The organism is Nocardioides sp. S5-5 (assembly GCF_054954065.1).
The window spans coordinates 1,164,455-1,186,337 of record NZ_CP199913.1; the positions used below are offsets into that span (position 1 = coordinate 1,164,455).

General features: G+C 72.6%; 18 protein-coding genes and 1 riboswitch. Of the genes, 11 read left to right on the forward strand and 7 right to left on the reverse strand.

Annotation, left to right across the window (positions count from 1 at the left end):
• Window positions 1-238 precede the first annotated feature (238 nt).
• Both sucC and sucD read left to right on the forward strand, forming a co-directional pair.
• On the forward strand, window positions 239-1,405 hold the full coding sequence (gene sucC, locus ACUP6Y_RS05505; protein WP_462554645.1) for an ADP-forming succinate--CoA ligase subunit beta: 1,167 nt from the start codon (window positions 239-241) through the stop codon (window positions 1,403-1,405).
• A gap of 11 nt (window positions 1,406-1,416) precedes the next feature.
• Window positions 1,417-2,313, forward strand: coding sequence for a succinate--CoA ligase subunit alpha (sucD, locus tag ACUP6Y_RS05510; protein WP_462554646.1), 897 nt, complete (start codon window positions 1,417-1,419; stop codon window positions 2,311-2,313).
• Between the two features lie 68 nt (window positions 2,314-2,381).
• Here the strand turns inward: sucD and ACUP6Y_RS05515 are convergent, their stop codons facing one another.
• From ACUP6Y_RS05515 to ACUP6Y_RS05525, 3 genes are all read right to left on the reverse strand, one after another.
• On the reverse strand, window positions 2,382-3,230 hold the full coding sequence (locus ACUP6Y_RS05515) for a hypothetical protein (RefSeq protein ID WP_462554647.1): 849 nt from the start codon (window positions 3,228-3,230) through the stop codon (window positions 2,382-2,384).
• Window positions 3,223-3,732, reverse strand: coding sequence for an RNA polymerase sigma factor (locus tag ACUP6Y_RS05520; protein WP_462554648.1), 510 nt, complete (start codon window positions 3,730-3,732; stop codon window positions 3,223-3,225). The genes ACUP6Y_RS05515 and ACUP6Y_RS05520 overlap by 8 nt, the downstream gene beginning before the upstream one ends.
• A gap of 86 nt (window positions 3,733-3,818) precedes the next feature.
• The gene (locus ACUP6Y_RS05525; RefSeq protein WP_462554649.1) at window positions 3,819-5,768 is read right to left on the reverse strand and encodes a hypothetical protein; all 1,950 of its coding nucleotides are present in this window, start codon (window positions 5,766-5,768) and stop codon (window positions 3,819-3,821) included.
• A 122-nt stretch (window positions 5,769-5,890) separates the two neighbouring features.
• Here ACUP6Y_RS05525 and ACUP6Y_RS05530 point away from each other — a divergent pair, with 122 nt between their 5' ends.
• The 5 genes from ACUP6Y_RS05530 to ACUP6Y_RS05550 all read left to right on the forward strand — a co-directional run bounded on the left by ACUP6Y_RS05530 (window position 5,891) and on the right by ACUP6Y_RS05550 (window position 10,914).
• On the forward strand, window positions 5,891-7,210 hold the full coding sequence (locus ACUP6Y_RS05530) for a cell division protein PerM (RefSeq protein ID WP_462554650.1): 1,320 nt from the start codon (window positions 5,891-5,893) through the stop codon (window positions 7,208-7,210).
• A 27-nt stretch (window positions 7,211-7,237) separates the two neighbouring features.
• Window positions 7,238-7,852: a phosphoribosylglycinamide formyltransferase gene (purN, locus tag ACUP6Y_RS05535; RefSeq protein WP_462554651.1), complete on the forward strand. Its 615-nt coding sequence runs from the start codon at window positions 7,238-7,240 to the stop codon at window positions 7,850-7,852.
• Window positions 7,853-7,864: 12 nt separating this feature from the next.
• Window positions 7,865-7,940, forward strand: a riboswitch (ZMP/ZTP riboswitch).
• 31 nt (window positions 7,941-7,971) lie between these two features.
• The gene (purH, locus tag ACUP6Y_RS05540) at window positions 7,972-9,576 is read left to right on the forward strand and encodes a bifunctional phosphoribosylaminoimidazolecarboxamide formyltransferase/IMP cyclohydrolase (protein ID WP_462554652.1); all 1,605 of its coding nucleotides are present in this window, start codon (window positions 7,972-7,974) and stop codon (window positions 9,574-9,576) included.
• Between the two features lie 160 nt (window positions 9,577-9,736).
• Window positions 9,737-10,609 carry a bifunctional methylenetetrahydrofolate dehydrogenase/methenyltetrahydrofolate cyclohydrolase gene (locus ACUP6Y_RS05545; RefSeq protein WP_462554653.1) on the forward strand — a complete coding sequence of 291 codons (873 nt, stop codon included), beginning with the start codon at window positions 9,737-9,739 and terminating at the stop codon, window positions 10,607-10,609.
• Between the two features lie 80 nt (window positions 10,610-10,689).
• Complete coding sequence (locus ACUP6Y_RS05550; protein ID WP_462556634.1) at window positions 10,690-10,914, forward strand: DUF3017 domain-containing protein; 225 nt, start codon at window positions 10,690-10,692, stop codon at window positions 10,912-10,914.
• Between the two features lie 61 nt (window positions 10,915-10,975).
• Here the strand turns inward: ACUP6Y_RS05550 and ACUP6Y_RS05555 are convergent, their stop codons facing one another.
• Window positions 10,976-11,962 (reverse strand): malate dehydrogenase, encoded by a 987-nt coding sequence (locus ACUP6Y_RS05555; RefSeq protein ID WP_462554654.1) that lies wholly within the window; start codon window positions 11,960-11,962, stop codon window positions 10,976-10,978.
• A gap of 96 nt (window positions 11,963-12,058) precedes the next feature.
• On the opposite strand from ACUP6Y_RS05555, the gene ACUP6Y_RS05560 reads away from it, so the two are divergent.
• Window positions 12,059-12,724: a hypothetical protein gene (locus ACUP6Y_RS05560; RefSeq protein WP_462554655.1), complete on the forward strand. Its 666-nt coding sequence runs from the start codon at window positions 12,059-12,061 to the stop codon at window positions 12,722-12,724.
• A gap of 17 nt (window positions 12,725-12,741) precedes the next feature.
• On the opposite strand, the gene ACUP6Y_RS05565 is transcribed toward ACUP6Y_RS05560, so the two are convergent.
• On the reverse strand, window positions 12,742-13,803 hold the full coding sequence (locus ACUP6Y_RS05565; protein ID WP_462554656.1) for an MIP/aquaporin family protein: 1,062 nt from the start codon (window positions 13,801-13,803) through the stop codon (window positions 12,742-12,744).
• Between the two features lie 154 nt (window positions 13,804-13,957).
• Here ACUP6Y_RS05565 and ACUP6Y_RS05570 point away from each other — a divergent pair, with 154 nt between their 5' ends.
• The gene (locus ACUP6Y_RS05570) at window positions 13,958-16,147 is read left to right on the forward strand and encodes an NADP-dependent isocitrate dehydrogenase (protein ID WP_462554657.1); all 2,190 of its coding nucleotides are present in this window, start codon (window positions 13,958-13,960) and stop codon (window positions 16,145-16,147) included.
• Window positions 16,148-16,216: 69 nt separating this feature from the next.
• Here ACUP6Y_RS05570 and ACUP6Y_RS05575 read toward each other — a convergent pair whose 3' ends face one another.
• Both ACUP6Y_RS05575 and ACUP6Y_RS05580 read right to left on the reverse strand, forming a co-directional pair.
• Window positions 16,217-16,633, reverse strand: a complete 417-nt coding sequence (locus ACUP6Y_RS05575) for a type II toxin-antitoxin system VapC family toxin (RefSeq protein ID WP_462554658.1) — start codon at window positions 16,631-16,633, stop codon at window positions 16,217-16,219.
• Window positions 16,623-16,853, reverse strand: a complete 231-nt coding sequence (locus ACUP6Y_RS05580) for an AbrB/MazE/SpoVT family DNA-binding domain-containing protein (protein WP_462554659.1) — start codon at window positions 16,851-16,853, stop codon at window positions 16,623-16,625. The genes ACUP6Y_RS05575 and ACUP6Y_RS05580 overlap by 11 nt, the downstream gene beginning before the upstream one ends.
• A gap of 220 nt (window positions 16,854-17,073) precedes the next feature.
• On the opposite strand from ACUP6Y_RS05580, the gene ACUP6Y_RS05585 reads away from it, so the two are divergent.
• On the forward strand, window positions 17,074-20,577 hold the full coding sequence (locus ACUP6Y_RS05585; protein ID WP_462554660.1) for an ATP-binding cassette domain-containing protein: 3,504 nt from the start codon (window positions 17,074-17,076) through the stop codon (window positions 20,575-20,577).
• A 51-nt stretch (window positions 20,578-20,628) separates the two neighbouring features.
• Window positions 20,629-21,852, forward strand: a complete 1,224-nt coding sequence (locus ACUP6Y_RS05590) for an MFS transporter (protein ID WP_462554661.1) — start codon at window positions 20,629-20,631, stop codon at window positions 21,850-21,852.
• Window positions 21,853-21,883 lie beyond the last annotated feature (31 nt).

Here is a 21,883-nt window from a genome sequence, read left to right on the forward strand (position 1 = left end):
ACAGCCGGGTGAAACGTGCGTGCCGACCCTAACCGATGCCGACACGGCCCCGAAATCGTACGTCCCGCCCCTGGGGACGGTCAGGCGAACGCCGAAACCCGTGGCGGTGCGTGAGCCCGGTCACGTCCGGCCCCCACATCGGTTCCCGGACTCGTCCTACTCGTGGGTCAGGACTATCGTGCCCGGGGGTGTGCCGCTGTGCGCACCGAACCTCTGACCAAGACGTGAGGACGTATCAGTGGACCTGATGGAGTACCAAGCGAAGGAGCTCTTCGCGAAGCACGGTGTGGCCACGACCCTCGGGACGGTCGTCGAGACCGCCGAGGAGGCACGGGCGGCGGCCGAGCAGATCGGCGGCGTGACCGTCATCAAGGCGCAGGTCAAGGCCGGTGGTCGTGGCAAGGCGGGTGGCGTCAAGCTCGCGAAGACGGCGGACGAGGCGTTCGAGCACGCGTCCAACATCCTCGGCATGGAGATCAAGGGCCTGACGGTCAACCGCGTCCTGGTCACTCCGGCGACCCCGCCGGAGGAGGAGTACTACTTCTCCTTCCTGCTGGACCGGTCCAACCGCCAGTACCTGTGCATCGCGTCGGTCGAGGGCGGTGTGGAGATCGAGGAGGTCGCCAAGACCAACCCCGACGCCGTCAAGCAGATCGGCATCGACCCGGGCAAGGGCGTCGACGCGGCCAAGGCCCGCGAGATCGCGACCGAGGCGAAGTTCCCCGAGGCCGTCTTCGAGCAGGCCGTGAAGATGATCGAGGACCTCTACAAGGTCTTCGTCGAGGAGGACGCGACCCTCGTCGAGGTCAACCCGCTCGCCCGCCTCGCCGGCGACAAGCTCGAGGCGCTCGACGGCAAGGTCTCGCTCGACGAGAACGCCTCCGAGGTGCGCCACCCCGAGCACGAGGAGTTCGAGATCCGCGAGGAGGCCGACCCGCTCGAGGCGAAGGCCAAGGACCTCGGTCTCAACTACGTCAAGCTCGACGGTCAGGTCGGCATCATCGGCAACGGCGCGGGTCTCGTGATGAGCACCCTCGACGTCGTCGCGTACGCCGGCGAGAACCACGGCGGCGTGAAGCCCGCCAACTTCCTCGACATCGGTGGCGGCGCCAACGCGCAGGTGATGGCCAACGGCCTCGACGTCATCCTCAACGACGAGCAGGTCAAGTCGGTGTTCGTCAACGTCTTCGGTGGCATCACCGCGTGCGACGAGGTCGCCAACGGCATCAAGGGCGCCCTCGAGCTCCTCGGCGACAAGGCCACCAAGCCGCTCGTCGTCCGTCTCGACGGCAACAACGTCGACCAGGGCCGCGCGATCCTCGACGAGCTGAACCACCCGCTCGTGACGCAGGTCGACACCATGGACGGCGCGGCTGACAAGGCCGCCGAGCTGGCGAACGCCTGAGGGGACGAGACATGAGCATCTACCTGAACAAGGACAGCAAGATCATCGTCCAGGGCATCACGGGTGGCATGGGTGCCAAGCACACCGCCCTGATGCTCGACTCGGGCGCGACGATCGTCGGTGGCGTCAACTCGCGCAAGGCCGGCACCACGGTGACCCACCAGGACCACGACGGCAACGACGTCGAGCTCCCGGTGTTCGGCACCGTCGCGGAGGCCATGAAGGAGACCGGCGCGAACGTGTCGGTCCTCTTCGTGCCGCCGGCGTTCACCAAGGACGCCGCGATCGAGGCGATCGACGCCGAGATGCCGCTGATCGTCGTGATCACCGAGGGCGTCCCGGTGCAGGACACGGCCGAGGTCTGGTCGTACCTGCAGGGCAGGTCGACCCGGATGATCGGCCCGAACTGCCCCGGCATCATCACGCCGGGCGAGTCGCTGGCCGGCATCACCCCGCACACCATCGCGGGCAAGGGCCCGGTCGGCCTCGTGTCGAAGTCGGGCACGCTGACCTACCAGATGATGTACGAGCTGCGGGACTTCGGCTTCTCCACCGCCATCGGCATCGGCGGCGACCCGATCGTCGGCACCACGCACATCGACGCGCTCCAGGCCTTCGAGGAGGACCCGGAGACCAAGGTGATCGTGATGATCGGCGAGATCGGCGGCGACGCCGAGGAGCGGGCCGCGGACTACATCAAGGCCAACATCACCAAGCCGGTCGTCGGCTACGTCGCGGGCTTCACCGCCCCCGAGGGCAAGACCATGGGCCACGCCGGCGCCATCGTGTCGGGCTCCGCGGGCACCGCCCAGGCGAAGAAGGACGCGCTCGAGGCCGTCGGCGTCAAGGTCGGCAAGACGCCGTCCGAGACGGCCGCGCTGGCTCGGGAGATCCTCCAGGCGCTCTGACGCGCTCAGCAACGCCGAGGCCCGCCACCCTCAAGGTGGCGGGCCTCGGCGTCTCGGGCTCGGTGGGCTCAGCCGCCGGGCTGGAGCAGCGCGGCGGCGCGCGGGACCATCCGCTCGACGGGGGTGCCGTCGACGAAGTCGTAGTCCTGTCCGACGATCGTGGAGCTGAGCACGGCGATCCGGTCCCCGACCCGGATCAGGCCCGTCTCCGCGATGAACGCCAGGTCGCCCGTCTCGTCGATGTCCTTCGGCACCGGGCCGTAGTGGGCGTCGACGACCTGGGCCTGGCTGTCCTCGAGTCCGGTGGCGACCGGCCGCGGGTCGAAGGCGGTGTAGTCGGGGCTCTCGGTGGCGGCGACCTGCTCGGAGCAGTCCTGCACCCAGTCGGCGATGGTGTCGTACGCCGCGGCCGCGCTCGCGGCGTCCGGGAACTGCGCGATCGCCTCGGCGAAGGAGTCCCCGGTGACCGCGACCGACGGGTCCTGGGTGTTGCGCAGCTCGAACTCGCGCTGGAGGACGGCGCTCGCGCCGAGGCCGGTGAGGCTCTTGCGGGCGCACAGGTGGAAGGCGGCCTGACCGTCGCCCTCGAAGGTGTCGGTGGCGAACCAGTCCGCGCCGTCGCTGTAGACGGTGTCGTCGTCGGTCAGCAGATCGTGCTGGCCCAGCGGGTGGCTGCGGGCCGGGTCCTTGGTGGTCAGGTCCCCGTCCGGTCCCCCGTGGCCGGCGAGCAGCAGGATCGGGGTGGTGACGGCGGCGACGGCGAGGGCGGCGCCACCCGCGACGAGCGCGGTACGCCGCCGGCGGATCCGGTCGCCGCGGTGCCGTACGTCGGCAGCAGAGAGCGGCATGTCTCCTCCTGCGCGGCCGAGCTCGGCTCCGAAGCGGGCGAGCTCCTCGATGGGGTCGTGCTCAGGCATGGGTCGTCCCTCCTCCCGCCAGGCCGGGCTCGTCGGCCAGCAGTGCGGCGAGCGCCGTCCGGCCGCGGCTGAGCCGGGCCTTGATCGTTCCCTCGGGCACGCCGACCTCGGCCGCGACCTGCTGGACGGGGAGGTCGGCGATGTGGTGCAGGACCAGCGCCTGGCGCTGGGTCTCGGGCAGCCGGCGCAGGGCCGCGACGAGGGCGACGTGCGACTCGTCGACGGCGGCCGCCGTACCGACGGGCTGGAGGGCCCGGTCGGGAGAGCGCTCACCGCGCCTGCGGCGTCGCCAGCGGCTCACGGCGAGGCGATAGGCGGTGGTGCGGACCCACGCCTCGGGGTACGCGGTGCGCTCCAGCCGGCGGCGGTGCGCCCAGGCCCGGGCGAACGCCTCCTGGGTGCAGTCGGCGGCCTCGTCGTAATCGCCGATCATCGCGTAGACCTGTCCGGTCACTCGGCGCAACGAGGTCGCATAGAACTCGTCGAACTCCGTTGCGTCCACGCCGACCTCCTCTCGTCCTGTGCGGGACTGTCGAGGTGGATACGCTCGAGGCCGGGAGCTGGTTGCATGCTCCCGCGATCTTTTCGCTACGGAGCGTAGGGAGTCGCGCGGGCCAGGCGCTCGAGGGCGCGCTGCGCGAGCGCCACGAAGTCCTCGTTCGCCATGGTCGCCTTGGGTGCCGCGACATAGGCGAGGACCGAGACCGCGGTGCCCTGGCGGAGCACCGCGACGTCGTACTCGATGGTGCGGTCGCCGGGCAGGGCCGTGCTGAGGTGCCAGGCGGAGAGTGCCTGCGGGCCGGTGCCGGTCGTGAGCAGCTCCTGGACCTCGGTGCCGGCGGTGGCGTCGAGGTCCGGGCACGCGGCCATCTGCTCGCGGAAGCGGGTCACGAAGCCGCCCGCGGCGCCGGCGGGCAGGGTGCCGACGGTCTGGGTGAGGCCGACCTGGGGAGGCAGCTTCGCGCCGCTGAACACGAAGGTGCGGAAGTCGTTGCCCTGGATCGTCTTGGCGCGGAACGTGCCGTAGAGGTGGACGGTGTCGCAGCCGATCGCACCGGCGTCGATCCGGTCCTCGGCCAGCCTGGCCGCCGGGGTGCCGACCCACGGGCCCGGGTCGGGCGTGATCGGCGGCAGGTCGATCTCGGAGAGCATCCAGGTCGTCGTACCGGCGGGGAAGGGGGCGCGCGGGGTCGGCGCCGGGCTCGGGGCGGCGCAGCCGCCGGCGTCGGGCAGCTCGCAGATCCGGGTGACGGCGGTGCCGAGCAGACGGGCCACGCCGGCCCGGTTGGCCCTGGCCGGCGGCGCCGTCGTGGCCAGCGAGGTGACAATGGTGAACAGGCCGCTGCGGGCCACGCCCACGACGTAGGTCATCGCGTCGGCGCGCGAGCGCAGCACGAACAGCGTCGACTGGTCGCCCACGCCGGGGATCTCGGAGGTGCTCACCAGCTGCACCCGCGGGACCGTCGCGGCGTCCTCCTCGGGGGAGGGGCAGGTCGCGAACCAGCGGCGGGCGTGCCGGTAGGTGCGGACCGCCCGCTGCTCCGAGGACGACGCCTCGGCGACCTGGACCAGGTTGCGCTGGGCCTGCGGCCTGGTGCTGTCGCGGAAGGAGCGCACCCAGGCGGCGGTGCCCTGCGGGTCGGCGTACCGCACCGGCTGGCAGGGGAGCACCAGGCCGTTGCCCGTGGAGTTGTCGCTCGTCGTGCCCTGCTGCCAGCCGCGGCCGCTGACGGCCTGCCGGACCGCGTCGACCGGGAGCAGCGTGGTGTCGGGCAGGGTGGTGATGGCGGGTCCGGCCGGCGGCGGGCCGGCGGCGGCGGGCAGGTCCTCGCGGTCGAGCGTGGGGCGTACGCCGGTGCTGTCGGTGGCCAGCGCGCCGCCGGCCACGAGGGCGACCACGGCCACGGCCCCGCCGACGATGGTGTGGGCCCGGCGGCGCGCCGCGCCGGCGCGCCGGATGATCGTCACCCGTGGCCAGGTCACCGTCCGGGTCGCGTCGGCGAGCCCGTTGAGCGCCAGCGGGATCGCGGAGGTCGGGATCTCGAGCGCGGTGGCGAAGTGGGCGGCACCCAGCTGGAGCTCGCGCTCGGCGGCCTCGGCGGGCAGCCCGATCTCCTGGGCCATCTCCTCCATCGTCACCGCGGCGAGCTGGGTGAGCAGCAGCGCCTTGCGCTGGACCACCGGCAGGGCACCGAGCGCCTCGAGGGTGCGCCGGGTCTCCTCGCCGAGATCCCTCTTGCGGTGCCAGGGGCGGGTGCTGGCGCGGCGCAGCGCCTTGCGCCAGGCGTCGGGGCGCACCGCGGACTCGGGCTCCGTCAGCCGCCCGGTCTTGCGCCAGTGGTGCCAGGACACGACGAACGCCTCGCGCACCGCGCTCCGGGCGAGTGCCAGGTCGCCGGTCAGCGCGAAGGTCTGCAGCAGCAGACGGTCACGGGCGTCCTTGTAGAAGGTGTCGAAGCTGTCCGTCAGGTCCGCATGGCTCACGTAGACGGACCGGGGCTGCTCGGTGCTGGGGGTCACCTGGTCGTCCGCGGTCATGGCCGCACCAACCTACCCCGGACCGGGAGTAGCGCCGAGCGCGGTCGTCTCGCGCCGGTCTTCGACGGATCCCGGCGTGGCGGGGCCGAACCGGCCGGGTCGCGCGTGAAGATGGACGGACCATGACCTCCCTCCAGTCGCCGCCGGCACGCCGCAGTGGACCCGGGCGCTCCCGGGCCGCCTCGGACGCCGACCTGCGCCGCCAGCTGGCCACGACCCGGCCGCTGGTGCCGACGGCCAGCATCGGTGGCGTGATCGCCGCGGGCGCCCCGCTCCTGGTCTGCCTGGCGGTGGCGGTGGTCGGCTGGTTCCTCACCGACGCGGGCGGCGAGGGCGCGCCGAGCGGGGCGCTGCGCGTCGGCGCCCACGGCTGGCTGATGGCCCACGGCTCCACCGTCGCGGTCGAGGGCGTGCGGATCACCGCGATGCCGCTGGGCCTGAGCGCGCTCTGCGCCTGGGTGGTCTGGCGGGTCGGGCACCGGGTCGGCGAGTCGATCTCCGGGCACGGCCCCGACGCCGACCGGATCGCCGACGGCGCCCGCGACCTCACCGTCCCGTACGCCGCCGGCCTGTTCACCGTCGGGTACGCCGTCGTCGGCGTCCTCACCGCCTCGGTCGCCGCCACCGCGGCCTCCTCGCCGTCCGAGGCCCGGGTCGTGGTCTGGTCGGTGCTGCTCGGTCTCGGCGTGGGGGCGCCCGCCATCGCGTTCGGGTCCGGGCGCGCGGCGATCTGGCTGCCCGTCGTACCCGCCGCGGTGCGCGACGCCGCCCTCGTCGCCCGCCGGATCCTCACCCGCTGGGCCCTGATCTGCCTGGTCGCGCTGGTCGCGGCCTTCGTGCTCGACTTCTCGACGGCCGCCAACGTGGTCTCGCAGCTGCACGCCGACACCGGCGCGGTGCTGCTGATGACCGTGCTCACGCTGCTGCTGCTCCCCAACGCGCTGCTCTTCTCCAGCGCCTACCTGCTCGGTCCGGGCTTCACCGTCGGCGCCGGCACCACCGTCTCCACGACCGCCGTCGTGCTCGGCCCGCTGCCGATGTTCCCCCTGCTCGCGGCACTGCCCGACCAGGGCAGCCAGCCGTGGTGGACCGACTGGCTGATGCTCACCCCGCTCCTGCTCGCCGCCCTGGTCGCCGGCCAGGTCCAGCGCGACCGCCCGGTGCTCGCCTGGGACCGGGCCGCGATCCGGGGCTGCGCCGGCGGGATCGGCGCGGGTGTCGGGCTCGCCCTGGTCTCGGTCTTCGCCGGTGGCGCCGTGGGGCCGGGCCGGATGCAGGACGTCGGGCCGTACACCTTCGACGTGCTGCTCCACGCGATCACGTCGTTCGGGATCGGCGGCGTGCTGGGCGCCCTGGTCGTGTGCTGGTGGCAGCGCGACGCCGACGGCCGGGTCCGCCGGACCCTGCGGGCGGTCGGCGCCCGGCTGCCGCGTCGGTCCTGAGCGACCCGAGGTCCTAGACTCTGGGCCGTGCCCGCTCGTCCTCGCCTCGTCGTCCTCGTGTCGGGCTCCGGCACCAACCTCCAGGCGCTGCTCGACGCCGGCGCCGACCCGGCGTACGGCGCCCGCGTGGTCGCCGTCGGCGCCGACCGCGACGACATCGAGGGCCTGGCCCGGGCCGAGCGGGCCGGTGTGCCGACCTTCGTGGCCAAGGTGGGCGACTACAGCAGCCGGGGCTACTGGGATCGGGCGCTGGCCGACAAGGTCGCCGCCTTCGAGCCGGATCTGGTGGTGCTCGCGGGGTTCATGAAGCTGGTGGGGGAGAAGTTCCTCGACCGGTTCGGCGGGATCACGGTCAACACCCACCCGGCGCTGTCGCCGTCGTTCCCCGGCATGCAGGGGCCCGCGGACGCGCTGGCGTACGGGGTGAAGGTCACCGGCGCGACCCTGTTCGTCGTCGACGCCGGGGTCGACACCGGCGCGATCGTGGCCCAGAGCGTGGTGCCGGTGGAGGACGACGACACCGTCGAGAGCCTCCACGAGCGGATCAAGGTGGCCGAGCGGGCGATGCTCGTCGAGTCGGTCGGCCGGATGGCCCGGGAGGGGTTCACGGTCGACGGCCGGCGGGTTCGCCTCGGGGGCTGAGCCGCCGTAGAATCACGGTCACACGACTGGCGCAGGTGGGCCACCACCAGGGAGTGACGAGTCGGCATCGATCGCCTGGGTGCCCTCATCGAGACCGACGACCGATGAGGAGCCCCTCGATGTCCGCCACCTCCGACACCCCCGAGATCGGTGCAGTGAAGATCAAGCGCGCGCTGGTCTCCGTGTTCGACAAGACCGGTCTCGAGGACCTGGTCCGCGGCCTGCACGACGCCGGCGTGGAGCTCGTCTCCACCGGCGGCTCGGCCGCGCTCATCGAGTCGCTCGGCCTCCCCGTCACCAAGGTCGAGGACCTCACCGGCTTCCCCGAGTGCCTCGACGGCCGCGTGAAGACGCTGCACCCGCGCGTGCATGCCGGCATCCTGGCCGACCGCCGGCTGCCCGACCACGTCCGCCAGCTCGAGGAGCTCGAGGTCGCGCCCTTCGACCTGGTCGTGGTCAACCTCTACCCGTTCGCCGCGACCGTCGCCTCGGGCGCGGGCGTCGACGACTGCATCGAGAAGATCGACATCGGCGGCCCGTCGATGGTCCGCGCGGCCGCCAAGAACCACCCGTCGGTCGCGATCGTCACCGACGGCGCCGACTACGCGGCGGCGCTGAACGCCGCGCAGGGCGAGGGCTTCACCTACGACGAGCGCAAGGCGCTGGCCGCCAAGGCGTTCGTCCACACCGCGACGTACGACGTCCAGGTCGCCTCCTGGATGGGCTCGGTGCTCACCGACTCCACCGAGGGCACCGGCTTCCCGGCGTGGATCGGCGGCACCTGGGACAAGCACGCGGTGCTCCGCTACGGCGAGAACCCCCACCAGCCCGCCGCGCTCTACCGCGCCGGCCACGGCCCGGGTGGGCTCGCCGCCGCCGAGCAGCTGCACGGCAAGGAGATGTCCTACAACAACTACGTCGACACCGACGCGGCCCGCCGCGCGGCGTACGACCACGGCGCGGCGCCGACCGTCGCGATCATCAAGCACGCCAACCCGTGCGGCATCGCGGTCGGCGCCGACGTCGCGGAGGCGCACCGCCGGGCTCACGAGTGCGACCCGGTCTCCGCCTTCGGCGGGGTGATCGCCACCAACGTCTCGGTGTCGGTCGCGATGGCTCAGCAGGTCGCCGAGATCTTCACCGAGGTCATCGTCGCGCCCGGCTACGACGAGGGCGCGGTCGAGGTGCTCTCACGCAAGAAGAACATCCGGATCCTCGTCGCCGAGCCGCTGGCGGCGGGCGGGGTGGAGACCCGCCCGATCAGCGGTGGCCTGCTGATGCAGCACGCCGACCGCTTCCAGGCCGACGGCGACGACCCGGCCAACTGGACGCTCGCGACCGGCGAGGCCGCCGACGAGGCCACGCTGGCCGACCTCGCCTTCGCCTGGCGCTCGGTGCGGGCCGCCAAGTCCAACGCCATCCTGCTCGCCAAGGACGGCGGCGCGGTCGGCATCGGCATGGGCCAGGTCAACCGGGTCGACTCCTGCCGGCTCGCCGTCGAGCGCGCCAACACCCTGGTCGAGGGCGTGGAGCGGGCGCGCGGCTCGGTCGCCGCGTCCGACGCGTTCTTCCCGTTCGCCGACGGCCCGCAGATCCTCCTCGACGCGGGTGTGAAGGCGATCGTCCAGCCGGGCGGCTCGGTGCGCGACGAGGAGACCATCGCGGCCTGTGCCGCCGCCGGGGTCACCCTGTACGTCACCGGCACCCGCCACTTCTTCCACTAGGCCGACCCGGCGCAAAGTAGACAGACCGCGCCCGCCGACCCGGCGCAAACCGCCCCGGCTCGCTGGCGCTCGCGGGCAGTTTCCGCCGGGTCGGCTACGGCGCCTCGCTTCGCTCGCGCCCCTGACGGGACGTACGTTCGCAAACTGAGAGGATGAGCACGTGACTGCACACAAGCTCGACGGCAACGCCACCGCTGCCGCCGTCAAGGACGAGCTCCGCGTCCGCATCGAGAAGCTGCGCGAGCAGGGGATCACCCCCGGGCTCGGCACGGTGCTGGTGGGCGACGACCCCGGCTCGCGGTGGTACGTCAACGGTAAGCACAAGGACTGCGCCGAGGTCGGCATCGCCTCGATCCGCGTCGACCTGCCCGAGGTCGCCACGCAGGAGGAGATCGAGGAGGCCGTCGCCGGCCTCAACGCCGATCCGGACTGCACCGGGTACATCGTCCAGCTCCCGCTCCCGCGCGGACGCGACGAGAACCGCGTGCTCGGGCTGATCGACCCGGCCAAGGACGCCGACGGGCTGCACCCCACCAACCTGGGCTGGCTGGTGCTCGGCAACGAGGCGCCGCTGCCGTGTACGCCGTACGGCATCGTCGAGCTGCTGCGCCGCCACGACGTCCCGATCGCCGGCGCCGAGGTCGTGGTCGTGGGCCGCGGCATCACCGTCGGCCGCCCGCTGGGTCTGCTGCTCACGCGGCGCTCCGAGAACGCCACCGTGACCCTGTGCCACACCGGCACCGTCGACCTCGCCGCGCACGTGCGCAAGGCCGACATCGTGGTCGCGGCGGCCGGCGTACCGGACATCATCGGCGGCGACATGGTCAAGCCCGGCGCCGCGGTCCTCGACGTGGGGGTCAGCCGGGTCGACGGCAAGATCGCCGGCGACGTCGCCGCCGACGTCTGGGACGTCGCCGGGTGGGTCTCGCCCAACCCCGGCGGAGTGGGCCCGATGACCCGAGCGATGCTGCTCGCCAACGTGGTCTCGATGGCCGAGAAGCAGGCAGCGCTCGGCGCGAAGGCAACGCGCTGAACGACGAGAGCCCCGAGCCGCCCGAGGAGCCGCGCCGGTACCCCTCGACGATCGGTGGCGCCTGCTACATCGCCGTCTTGGTGGTCGTCGGCGTCGGTCTGGTCGTCGCGGCCGCCTCGGACTGGCGCGTCGGCCTGCGGATCATGTCCGGGGGGTTGGCCGCCGCCGCCGTGCTGCGGCTCGGCCTGCCGGAGAAGGACGCCGGCATGCTCGCCGTACGGCACCGGTTCCTCGACGTCGCGATCCTGGTCGCCGTCGCGGTCGGTCTCGTCCTGCTCGCCGGGAGCATCCCGGAGCAGGGCTGAGCACCCAGCAGGTACGGCGAAGGGCCGGTGCCGCCCCGGCACCGGCCCCTCGTGGTGGGGATCAGATCAGGCCGAGCTCGGTGACCGCGGCCTTCTCGTCAGCCAGCTCGGCGACGGACGCGTCGATCTTGCCGCGCGAGAAGTCGTCGATCTCGAGGCCCTGGACGATCTCCCAGTCGCCACCCGAGGTGGTGACCGGGAACGAGGAGACCAGGCCCTCCGGGACGCCGTAGGAGCCGTCGGAGACGACCGCCATCGAGACCCAGTCGCCGGCGGGGGTGCCGTTCAGCCAGTCGCGGGCGGCGTCGCAGGTCGCGGACGCGGCCGAGGCGGCCGAGGAGGCCCCCCGGGCGTCGATGATCGCGGCGCCGCGCTTGGCGACGGTCGGGATGAAGGTGTCGGCGATCCAGGCCTGGTCGCCCACGACCTCGGCGGCGTTCTTGCCGGCGATCTCGGCGTGGAAGATGTCGGGGTACTGGGTGGCCGAGTGATTGCCCCAGATCGTGATCTTCTTGATGTCGGTGACGGCCGAGCCGGTCTTGGCGGCCAGCTGCGAGATCGCCCGGTTGTGGTCGAGACGGGTCAGCGCCGAGAACCGCTCCTTGGGGATGTCGGGGGCGTTGCTCGCGGCGATCAGCGCGTTGGTGTTGGCCGGGTTGCCGGTGACCCCGATCCGCACGTCGGACGCCGCGACCTTGTTGAGGGCCTTGCCCTGCGCGGTGAAGATCGCGCCGTTGGCGGAGAGCAGGTCGCCGCGCTCCATGCCCGGGCCGCGCGGGCGGGCACCGACGAGCAGGGCGAGGTTGACGCCGTCGAAGATCTTCTCGGGGTCCGAGCCGATCTCGACGCCGGCGAGGTTCCGGAACGCGCAGTCGTCGAGCTCCATCACGACGCCCTCGAGGGCCTTGAGCGCGGGCTCGATCTCGAGCAGCCGCAGCTCGACGGGACGGTCGCCGGCGATCGCGCCGCTGGCGATGCGGAAGAGCAGGCTGTAGCCGATCTGGCCGGCCGCGCCGGTCACGGCCACCTTGAGCGGGGTGGTGCTCACTGGGTCTCCTCAAGAGGTTGCGGTGGGACGCTCGTGACGCTAGCAGCGCCCGGCCCCGCGCGGTGAGCCGGTCCGGGTGCTGCGACGATGACGGCCATGCGCAGACGTGCGACCAGGGCGATCGCGGCCCTCATCCTCGCCCTGCTCGCCGGCGCGGCGCTGGCCGGCTGCGGGTCCGCGTCCGCGCCCAGCCCGCCCACCGGCGTCGACGGCCTGGTCATCCCGACGCCCGATCCGGCCCCGGCCGACTTCGTCGCCCGCATCGACAACCCGTGGCTCCCGCTGGCCCTCGGCTCCCGGTGGGAGTACGCCGACCTGACGAGCGGCGAGCCCACGCTGACCCTCACCGTGGAGGCCGGGCCCTCGGTCGAGGGGGTGGGGACCACCGTCTTGGTCCGCACCAGCGCCGACGGCACCGTCGTCCGGGACCTGTACGCCGAGGACCGGGCCGGCAACGTGTGGTGGTTCGGCCGCGAGGGGGAGTGGCAGGCCGGACAGAGCGGCGCTGAGGCGGGTCTCGCGATGCCTGCCGCCCCCCGGTTCGGCGACGGCTTCCGCACCGCCTCGGCCCCCGGGCTCGCCGAGGTCGCCACCGTCGAGGCGGTCGGCGAGGAGACCCGGACCCCGCTCGCGACGTACGGTCGCACGGTGACGTTCGAGGTCGAGACGGCCCTCGGCTCCCGCACCGAGGTCTACGCCCGCGGCGTCGGGCTGGTCCGGACAGACAGAACGGGGCTCGTCGGGTACGACGAGCCCCGTTAGGTCGAGCGAAGCCGGTACTACTGCGGCGGTCGCACCTGCGTCTGGTCGCTGGCCGGCGGGGCCCACCCGGTCTGCGGGTCGGGCGCGGCGGGAGCGGCCGGGGCCGCCGGGGTCGCCGGCTGCTGGGCGGGGATCCACTGCTGGGCGGCCGGGTCCCACTGCCAGCCGTCCTGGATGATCGGCTGTCCCTGCTGCTGCATCGGCTGGGCGGCCTGCTGGGCCGGCTGGGCCTGGTGCTGGCCGTACGCCTGCTGCTGGCCGTAGGCCTGCTGGTTCCACTGCTGGGTGAAGGCCGGGTCGGACGAGCCGCCGGCGCCGAAGTTCAGGCCGGAGCCGGGGACCGGGTCGGTGCCGTGGCCGAAGACCAGCGGGTACAGCACGCCCGCGACGGCGCCACCGATCAGCGGGGCCACGATGAACAGCCAGAGCTGGACGATCGCGTCGCTGCCGGAGAAGAAGGCCACGCCGATGGAGCGGGCCGGGTTGACCGACGTGCCGGTGGCGGGGATGGCCACGAAGTGGATCGCGGCGAGGGTGAGGCCGATGGTCAGCGGGGCCATCGCGGCGACCGCGCGGTTGCGCTCGTCGGTGGTGCCGAGGATGACCGTCACGAAGATGAAGGTCAAGATGATCTCGATGAGCAGGGCGCCGAGCAGCTCGGCGCCGCCGTGGTCGCCGAAGCCGTTGGAGCCGAGCGGGTCGCCGAACTCCCAGCCGAAGTCGCTGGCGAGCGCGGTGAGCGCGAGCAGCAGGCCTCCGATGAGGCCGCCGACGATCTGGGCGACGCTGTAGAGACCGGCGTCCTTCCAGGAGATCCGGCCGCCGAGTGCGGCACCGAGTGAGACGGCGGGGTTGAAGTGCCCGCCGGAGACCCGGCCGAAGGTGTAGACCATCGCGATGATCGCGATGCCGAAGGACAGGCCGACCGACGTGATCGTGAACAGACTGCCGGCGGTCTGGCTGACGACGACCGCCGAGCCGCACCCGATGAACACGAGGACGGCCGTGCCGAGCGCCTCGGCAGCGATCTTCTGGATGAGGGTGGGGGGTGTGGACGTATCCACTGCTGCATCTGACATGTGCTGGACCTTCTCCTCCATGGGGCTCCCGAAAACCGCCGGGTTACACAGTGCAGCCTAGTCATTACTGTGGCTGCCGAAGGGGACGTGCGCCCCGGCATCAGGTATCTTGACGTCAAGAATCCCATCCACGGCCCAGGAGTGACGCCCGGACATGTCGAGCATCATCTACACCCACACCGACGAGGCGCCGCTGCTCGCGACGTACTCCTTCCTGCCGATCGTCGAGGCCTTCGCCGCCAAGGCCGGCGTCGCCTTCGAGACCCGCGACATCTCCGTCGCCGCCCGCATCCTCGCTCAGTTCGGCCTCGCCGACGACGCGCTGACCGAGCTCGGCGAGCTGGCCAAGACGCCGGATGCCAACATCATCAAGCTCCCCAACATCTCCGCCTCCATCCCGCAGCTCAAGGCCGCGGTCAAGGAGCTGCAGGCGCAGGGCTTCGAGGTCCCGGACTACCCGGAGAGCCCGACGACCGACGAGGAGAAGGAGATCCGGGCCAAGTACGACAAGGTCAAGGGCTCCGCGGTCAACCCGGTCCTGCGCGAGGGCAACTCCGACCGCCGCGCGCCCGCGTCGGTGAAGAACTACGCGAAGACCCACCCGCACACCAACAAGCCGTTCGCCGACGGCTCCAAGACCAACGTCGCCACCATGGGCGAGCACGACTTCGCGAGCAACGAGAAGTCGGTGACCCTGGCTCAGGACGACCTGCTGTCGATCGTCCTCGAGACCGAGGCCGGCGAGACGGTCGTGCTCAAGGAGGGTCTGAAGGTCCTCGCCGGCGAGATCGTCGACGGCACGAAACTGGAGGTCGCGCACCTCCACGCCTTCCTCCGCAACGCGCTCGCCGAGGCCAAGGCCCAGGACGTGCTCTTCTCGGTCCACCTCAAGGCCACGATGATGAAGGTCTCCGACCCGATCATCTTCGGCCACGTCGTGAAGGCCTACTTCGCCGACGTCTTCGACCGGTACGGCGAGGCGCTGGCCGCCGCCGGGCTCTCGGCCAACGACGGCCTCGGCGCCATCCTGGCCGGTCTCGACGCGCTCGAGAACGGCGCGGAGATCAAGGCCGCGTTCGACGCCGCGCTGGCCGCCGGCCCGCGCCTGTCCTACGTCAACTCCGACAAGGGCATCACCAACCTGCACGTCCCCTCCGACGTCATCGTCGACGCGTCGATGCCGGCCCTGGTCCGCAACGGCGGCCGCCTGTGGGGCGTCGACGGCGGCGAGGACGACACCCTCGCGGTGATCCCGGACTCGTCGTACGCCGGGGTCTACCAGGCCGTCATCGACGACGTGAAGAAGAACGGCCCGCTCGACCCGGCCACCATCGGCACCGTCCCCAACGTCGGCCTGATGGCCCAGGCGGCCGAGGAGTACGGCTCGCACGACAAGACCTTCGAGATCCCGACCGCCGGCACGGTCCGCGTGCTCGCATCCAACGGCGACGTGCTGATCGAGCACGACGTCGCGGCCGGCGACATCTGGCGCGCCTGCCAGACGAAGGACATCCCGGTCCAGGACTGGGTGAAGCTCGCCGTCACCCGCGCCCGCGCCGCGCAGACGCCGGCGATCTTCTGGCTCAACGAGTCGCGCGCCCACGACGCCGAGCTGATCAAGAAGGTCAACGCCTACCTGCCCGAGCACGACACGTCCGGCCTGACGATCGAGATCCTGTCGCCGGAGCTCGCCACGTCGTACTCGCTGGAGCGGATGCGCAAGGGCGAGGACACCATCTCGGTGACCGGCAACGTGCTGCGCGACTACAACACCGACCTGTTCCCGATCCTCGAGCTCGGCACGTCGGCGAAGATGCTCTCCGTCGTGCCGCTGATCGCCGGCGGTGGCCTGTTCGAGACCGGTGCGGGCGGCTCGGCGCCGAAGCACGTGCAGCAGCTGGTCGAGGAGAACTACCTGCGCTGGGACAGCCTCGGTGAGTTCTTCGCCCTCGTCCCCTCGCTGGAGAAGTACGCCGAGCAGGCCGACGCCCCCGCGGCGACGGTGCTCGCCGACGCGCTCGACCGCGCCACCGGCACCTTCCTCAACGAGGACCGCTCGCCGGGCCGCAGGCTCGGCACGACCGACAACCGCGGCTCGCACTTCTACCTCGCGCTCTACTGGGCCGAGGAGCTCGCCGCGCAGACCGTGGACGCCGACCTCGCGGCCGCGTTCAAGCCGTTGGCCGAGACGCTGCGCGCCAACGAGGCCACGATCGCCGAGGAGCTGATCGCCGTCCAGGGCAAGCCCGCCGACATCGGTGGCTACTACCGCCCGGACGCCGAGAGGACCTCGGCCGTGATGCGCCCGAGCGCCACGCTCAACGAGGCGCTCGCCGGGTTCTGATGATCTGCTGAGCAGCAACGGCGGCCCTGGACTCGGTCCGGGCCGCCGTTGGTCTTCGTGCGCGTCGGGTCAGGGCGCGATCAGCTCGATCGTCGAGAAGTAGGTCCGGTAGCGGGTCGCGTCCCGAGTCAGCAGGCGGAGTCCCGCGGTTGCCGCATGGGCTCCGATGTAGAAGTCCGGCAGTGGTGTCTGCCGGGTGCCGCCTCGACGTCGGTAGGTGACGAATGCCTTGCCGGCCACGAATCCGGCGTCGTAGGGGAGCGGCAGGCGCTTGAAGTCGGTCTCGGGGATGAAGGAGTCGAGCTCCTCGATCCCTGCGAAGCCCACCGACACCTCGGCGTAGACGATCGGGTTGATCGCGACCGTCCCATCGTCCAGTGCCCGGGCGAGCTCACGCTGTGACCACTCCAACCAGACCGGGTCCTCGGTCGCCAGGTCCAGCAGGACGTTGGAGTCGACGAGGGTGACGGGCCGATCAGTCGCCACGGAGGAGCGCCATCAACTCGTCCGTCGTCTTGCCGGTCAGCGTGCCCGCGCCGCGCATCCGGGAGACCACCCGGTCCCCACGCGTGGGTGCGCCGGAGCGGCGCACGATCCGCAAGGAGCTGCCGTCCTCGACCACGTCGACCTCGTCGCCCTCCGCGAGGCCGTGCTTGTGTCGCAGCTCGGCCGGGATCGTGACCTGGCCCTTGCTGTTCAGTCGCATGGGTCGCCTCCGGGGTGTATTACGTCGCACTCCTACTACATACTACGCGGCGTCGATAGCCGTCGCACAGGATGCCGGAGACCGACGTCGACCTGCTGGCCGCCGCCCACGAGCTCAGCCCGCTGAGTCGGCGGGAGGCTCTCAAACACCTGTGAGCACGGCATCTCGCCGGAAGATATTCGGAGGCGAAGTGTCGGTACCGGAACCTACGCTGGTCCCGATGTCCACCACGCTGACCCGCCCCGACACCCGCGAGCGGCACTCCGTCGGCGGCGACCCGGCGCGTCGCGTCGACTGGCGCCGCCTGCGTACGCCGGCCGCCGGCTTCGCTGTGGGCGCCGTCGCCGTGGCCGCGCTGGGTCAGGCGCTCGGCACCGTCGTGGCGGGCCGGATCGCCGACCACCCCACGCAGGGTCTGGTCGCCTGGCTCGCCTTCTTCGTCGTGGGTGCCGCGGCCGTCGACACCGCCGGCCGGGTCGTGTGGGCCGGCGTCGTCGACCGCGCCGAGGGCCGGCTGCGCGGCGACCTGCTCAGCGCCGCGCTCCAGCAGCCGTTGGAGCACCTCACCGAGCAGGCCGTGGGCGAGGTCCTCGACCGCGTCGACGACGACACCCACGAGGTCGGCACCCTGCTGCGCCAGCAGATCTGGCTGGCGATGCGCACCGGCTTCGCCTCGGTCCCGATGTGGCTGGTCGCCGGATTCACCTGGTGGCCCGCGTTCGTGCTGTTCCCGGTCGTCGGCGCGATCACGGTCTGGGTGATGCGCCCGGCGCTGGTCGAGATCGCGCAGCGCAAGGTGATCGAGGAGGCCGCCTGGACCGACCACGCCGCAGCCCTCGAGGAGGGCATCGCCGGGCGCGACGACCTGCGCACCAGCCTGGGCCAGGCGTTCGCCGTACGCCGGCTGGCGCAGCTCTCGGCCGACGTCCACGAGAAGTTCCGCCGGGTGCTGATGATCGAGGCCCGGCTGGCGATCAAGGTCGGGCTGCTGCTCCACGGGCTGCTCGCCGCGATCGCGATCTCCGGCGTCGCGCTGGTCAGCGGCGACCACCTCGGCGTCGCGCGGCTGGTCACGCTGTTCCTGGTCACGACCATCTTCGTCGGCCAGATCAACAACCTCGCCCACCAGCTGCCCGACATCCAGGCCGGCCTCGGCGCCGTGCTCCGGCTGCGCCAGCTGCTCGCGGTCGAGGCGGAGCCCGAGGGCGGGGCGTCCGTGCCGACCGGCGCGCTCGACCTGCGCATCCGCCACCTCGACTTCAGCTACAACGAGAGCTCGTTCGCGCTGCGCGACGTCACGCTGTACGTCGAGGAGGGGCACACCCTCGCGCTGGTCGGCCGCACCGGCTCCGGCAAGTCCACCCTCGCCTCGCTGCTCTCGCGCGCCGCGGAGCCGCCGCCCGGCACGATCTTCCTCGGCGGGGCCGACATCACCACCCTCGACCTCCACGAGCTGCGCCGCCGGGTCGGCGTGGTCACCCAGCGCACCGAGATCCTCGCCGGCACCCTCGCCGACAACATCACCCTGTTCGCCGCGGTCCCGCGCGAGCAGGTCGTGGCGGCGGTCGCCGAGCTCGGCCTGACCGAGTGGGTGGCCGGACTGCCCGACGGACTCGACACCCTCCTCGGCCCGGGCGGCACGACCCTGTCGGCGGGGGAGGAGCAGCTGGTCGCCTTCGCCCGACTGCTGGTGCGTCACGTGCAGGTCGTCGTCCTCGACGAGGCCACGGCCCGGATGGACCCGGTCACCGAGGCGCGCGTCGTCGCGGCTGCCGACCGGCTGATCAGCGGTCGCACCGGCATCCTGGTCGCCCACCGACTGAGCACCATCGAGCGCGCCGAGGCCGTTGCCGTGCTCGACCACGGCGCCGTCATCCAGCACGGCCCGCGCGACGAGCTCGCCGTCGTCGACGGTCCGTTCCGCCGCCTGCTCGCCGCCAGCGACACCGAGGGCTTCGCCGACCTCGACCCGGCCGACACCAGCGCCGCGGTGGGCGGGCGGCGGCGCACCGGCACGCCGCCGGAGCGGCCCGAGGTCGACGCCGGCTCCTCGCTCGCGCGCGGCACCTGGAACGCCTTCTGGGTGCGCCCGTGGTGGGGTGCCTGGTCGGTCCTGCTCTTCCTCGGCGGCACGATCTTCGCCCCGCTCGGCGCGATCACCGGCTTCGTCTGGGGGCGGATCGTCGAGCGGCTCTCGGCGGGCGAGTCCTCGGCCGCGCTGGTCGGGGTGCTCGTGGTCAGCCTGCTGGTCGCGCCGTTCCTGCTCGCCGACGCCTTCCGGCGCTACCCGCGCTGGTGGATCGAGGTCATGCTGCGGGTGCGGATGTCCGTGCTGCTCGGCCAGGTCCGCGGCCACCGGCTGCCGCGCACGCCACCCGGCGAGGTGGTCGCGCGGTCGATGGACGCCGACCGCTATGCCCGGTACGCCGACCGCTGGGTCGACTTCGTCAACGGCCTGCTCATCGCCGCGATCACCATGGTCGCCGGCGGCACCTGGCTGGCCGGCGGCGTGCTGCTCGTCGTGATGCTCACCAGCGCCCTGGCGTCCTCGATCGGCCGCCCGATCGCCGGCCGCTCGGCGGCGCGATCGTCAGCGGCCCGGGCCCGGTTCGGTCGTGCCGTCGTGTCGGCCGTCGAGTCCGCGCGGACCGTGAAGCTGGCCGGGCGCACCCCGCAGGTGCATGCCCACCTGCGCAAGGTCGATGACGGCCGGGTCGAGGCGGCGGTCTTCGAGCACCGGGTGCAGGCGGTCCTCGACGGCGTCCCCATCGTGATGGTGCAGGTCGGCGTGGTGGCCGCCTGGGCGCTCTACCTGTGGGATGTCTGGGGCCTGGCCACGGCGCTGCTCGTCGCCACGGCGGTCAACGGCTTCGACTGGTTCGGCCGGGTCGCCGGCGCCGTCGTCACCGAGGCTCCCGGCACCCGCGCCTGGCAGCAGGCCACCGCGGGCTTCGCCGGCGGTCGCGACCTGATGGCGATGGCCGACGGCATCGACCTGGTCGGCGGCGTCGCGCCGTCACCCCAGGCGCCCGGCCGGGTGCCGCTCGAACGGCTCGAGCTGGCCGGCTACACCGCGGTCCACGACGACGGCACGATCGGAGCGGCCGGCGTCGACCTGGCCGTCGAGCGCGGCGAGCTGGTGCTGCTGGTCGGGCAGGTCGGCTCCGGCAAGTCCAGCCTGCTGTCCTCGCTGGCCGGCCTGATCGACCACCGCGGCGCGCTGCGCTGGAACGGCCAGGAGGTCGCCGACCCCGAGACCTTCCTGCGGCCCGGCCAGGTCGCCCACGTCGCCCAGGTGCCGCGGGTGCTCTCCGGCACCTTCGCCGACAACATCCTGCTCGGCCACGACCGCGACATCACCCAGCCGATCGAGACCGCCCGGATGGCCGAGGACGTCGCCGACGCCGGCGGACCCGACGCCGTGATCGGCCACCGAGGCGTCCGGCTCTCGGGCGGCCAGGTCCAGCGCCTCGCCCTCGCCCGCGCGCTGGCGGCCGACGCCGAGCTGCTGCTCGCCGACGACGTCTCCAGCGCCCTCGACGCGGCCACCGAGATCGAGCTGTGGGCCGCCCTGCGCGAGCGCCACACCACGGTGATCGGCGCGACCTCCAAGCGCGCCGCGCTCGCCCAGGCCGACCGGGTCGTCGTCCTCGTCGACGGCGTGGTCGCCGCCGTCGGACCGTGGTCGGAGCTCGCCGGTGACTGGGGTCACCTCGCCGGCTGAGACGTCCGACGTCTTGGAATAGGACGCCGACCGGCGCGGTTACGATCCCCCGTGACCTCCTCGCCGACGACCACCTCGACCGAGGGGCGCCCGGCGGTGTCCCATCACCGACCCGCGCTGGCGATCCTGGCGCTCGCGGTCGGCGGGTTCACCATCGGCACGACCGAGTTCATGACGATGGGCGTGCTGCCCGAGATCGCGAAGGGCGTGGACGTGTCGGTGCCCGACGCGGGGCACGTGATCTCGGCGTACGCGCTCGGCGTCGTGGTCGGCGTACCCATCCTCGCGTTCTTCGGTGCCGCCCTGCCCCGCCGCGCGATGCTGGTCGGCCTGATGGCTGCGTACGCCGCCTTCAACCTGCTCAGCGCGGCCGCGCCCGGCTACGAGGTGCTCGCCGCGGCCCGCTTCCTCGACGGCCTGCCGCACGGCGCGTACTTCGGCGTCGCGAGCCTGGTCGCCGCCAGCCTGGTCGTGCCGGAGCGGCGTGGGCGGGCGGTGGCGAGCGTGATGCTCGGCCTGTCCGTCGCCAATGTCGTCGGCGTCCCGCTGGCCACCTTCCTCGGCCAGCAGCTGGGATGGCGCTCGACGTACCTCCTCGGCGGGCTGCTCGCCCTGGTCGCCGTCGCGATGGTGCTCGCCGCGGTCCCGTCGATGCCGGGCGACTCCGAGGCCAGCGGGCGCCGCGAGGCCCGCGAGTTCTTCGGCAGCCTGCAGGTGTGGCTGACCATGGCGGTCGGCGCCGTCGGCTTCGGCGGGATGTTCGCGGTCTACTCCTACATCGCCAAGACGGTCACCGTCGTCGGCGGCCTCGAGCGCGGCACCGTGCCGTTCTTCGTGCTCGCCCTCGGCCTCGGCATGGTGGCCGGCACCTGGCTCGCCGGCGAGCTCGCGGCCTGGTCGGTCTTCCGCAGCCTGCTGCTCTCCGGCGTCACCGGCATCGTGCTGATGCTCGTCTACTACACCGCCGCGCCCCACGGCTGGCTGCTCCTCCCGGTCGCCTTCCTCGTCACCGCGGCCGGCTCGGTGCTCGTCGTCAACCTCCAGCTGCGGCTGATGGACGTCGCCGGCGACGCCGTCACCCTGGGCGCCGCGATGAACCACGCCGCCCTCAACATCGCCAACGCCCTCGGCGCCTGGCTCGGCGGCCTGGTCATCGCCGGCGGCCACGGCTACCGCGCGCCGGCGCTCGTCGGTGCCGGCCTCGCCGCCGTCGGTACGGCGATCCTGCTCGTCTCGGCCCTCGCGCACCGGCGGGCCGCTCCGGGCGCGAGCTGAGCAACGGACGGGGCCGTTACGCCCCACGCGC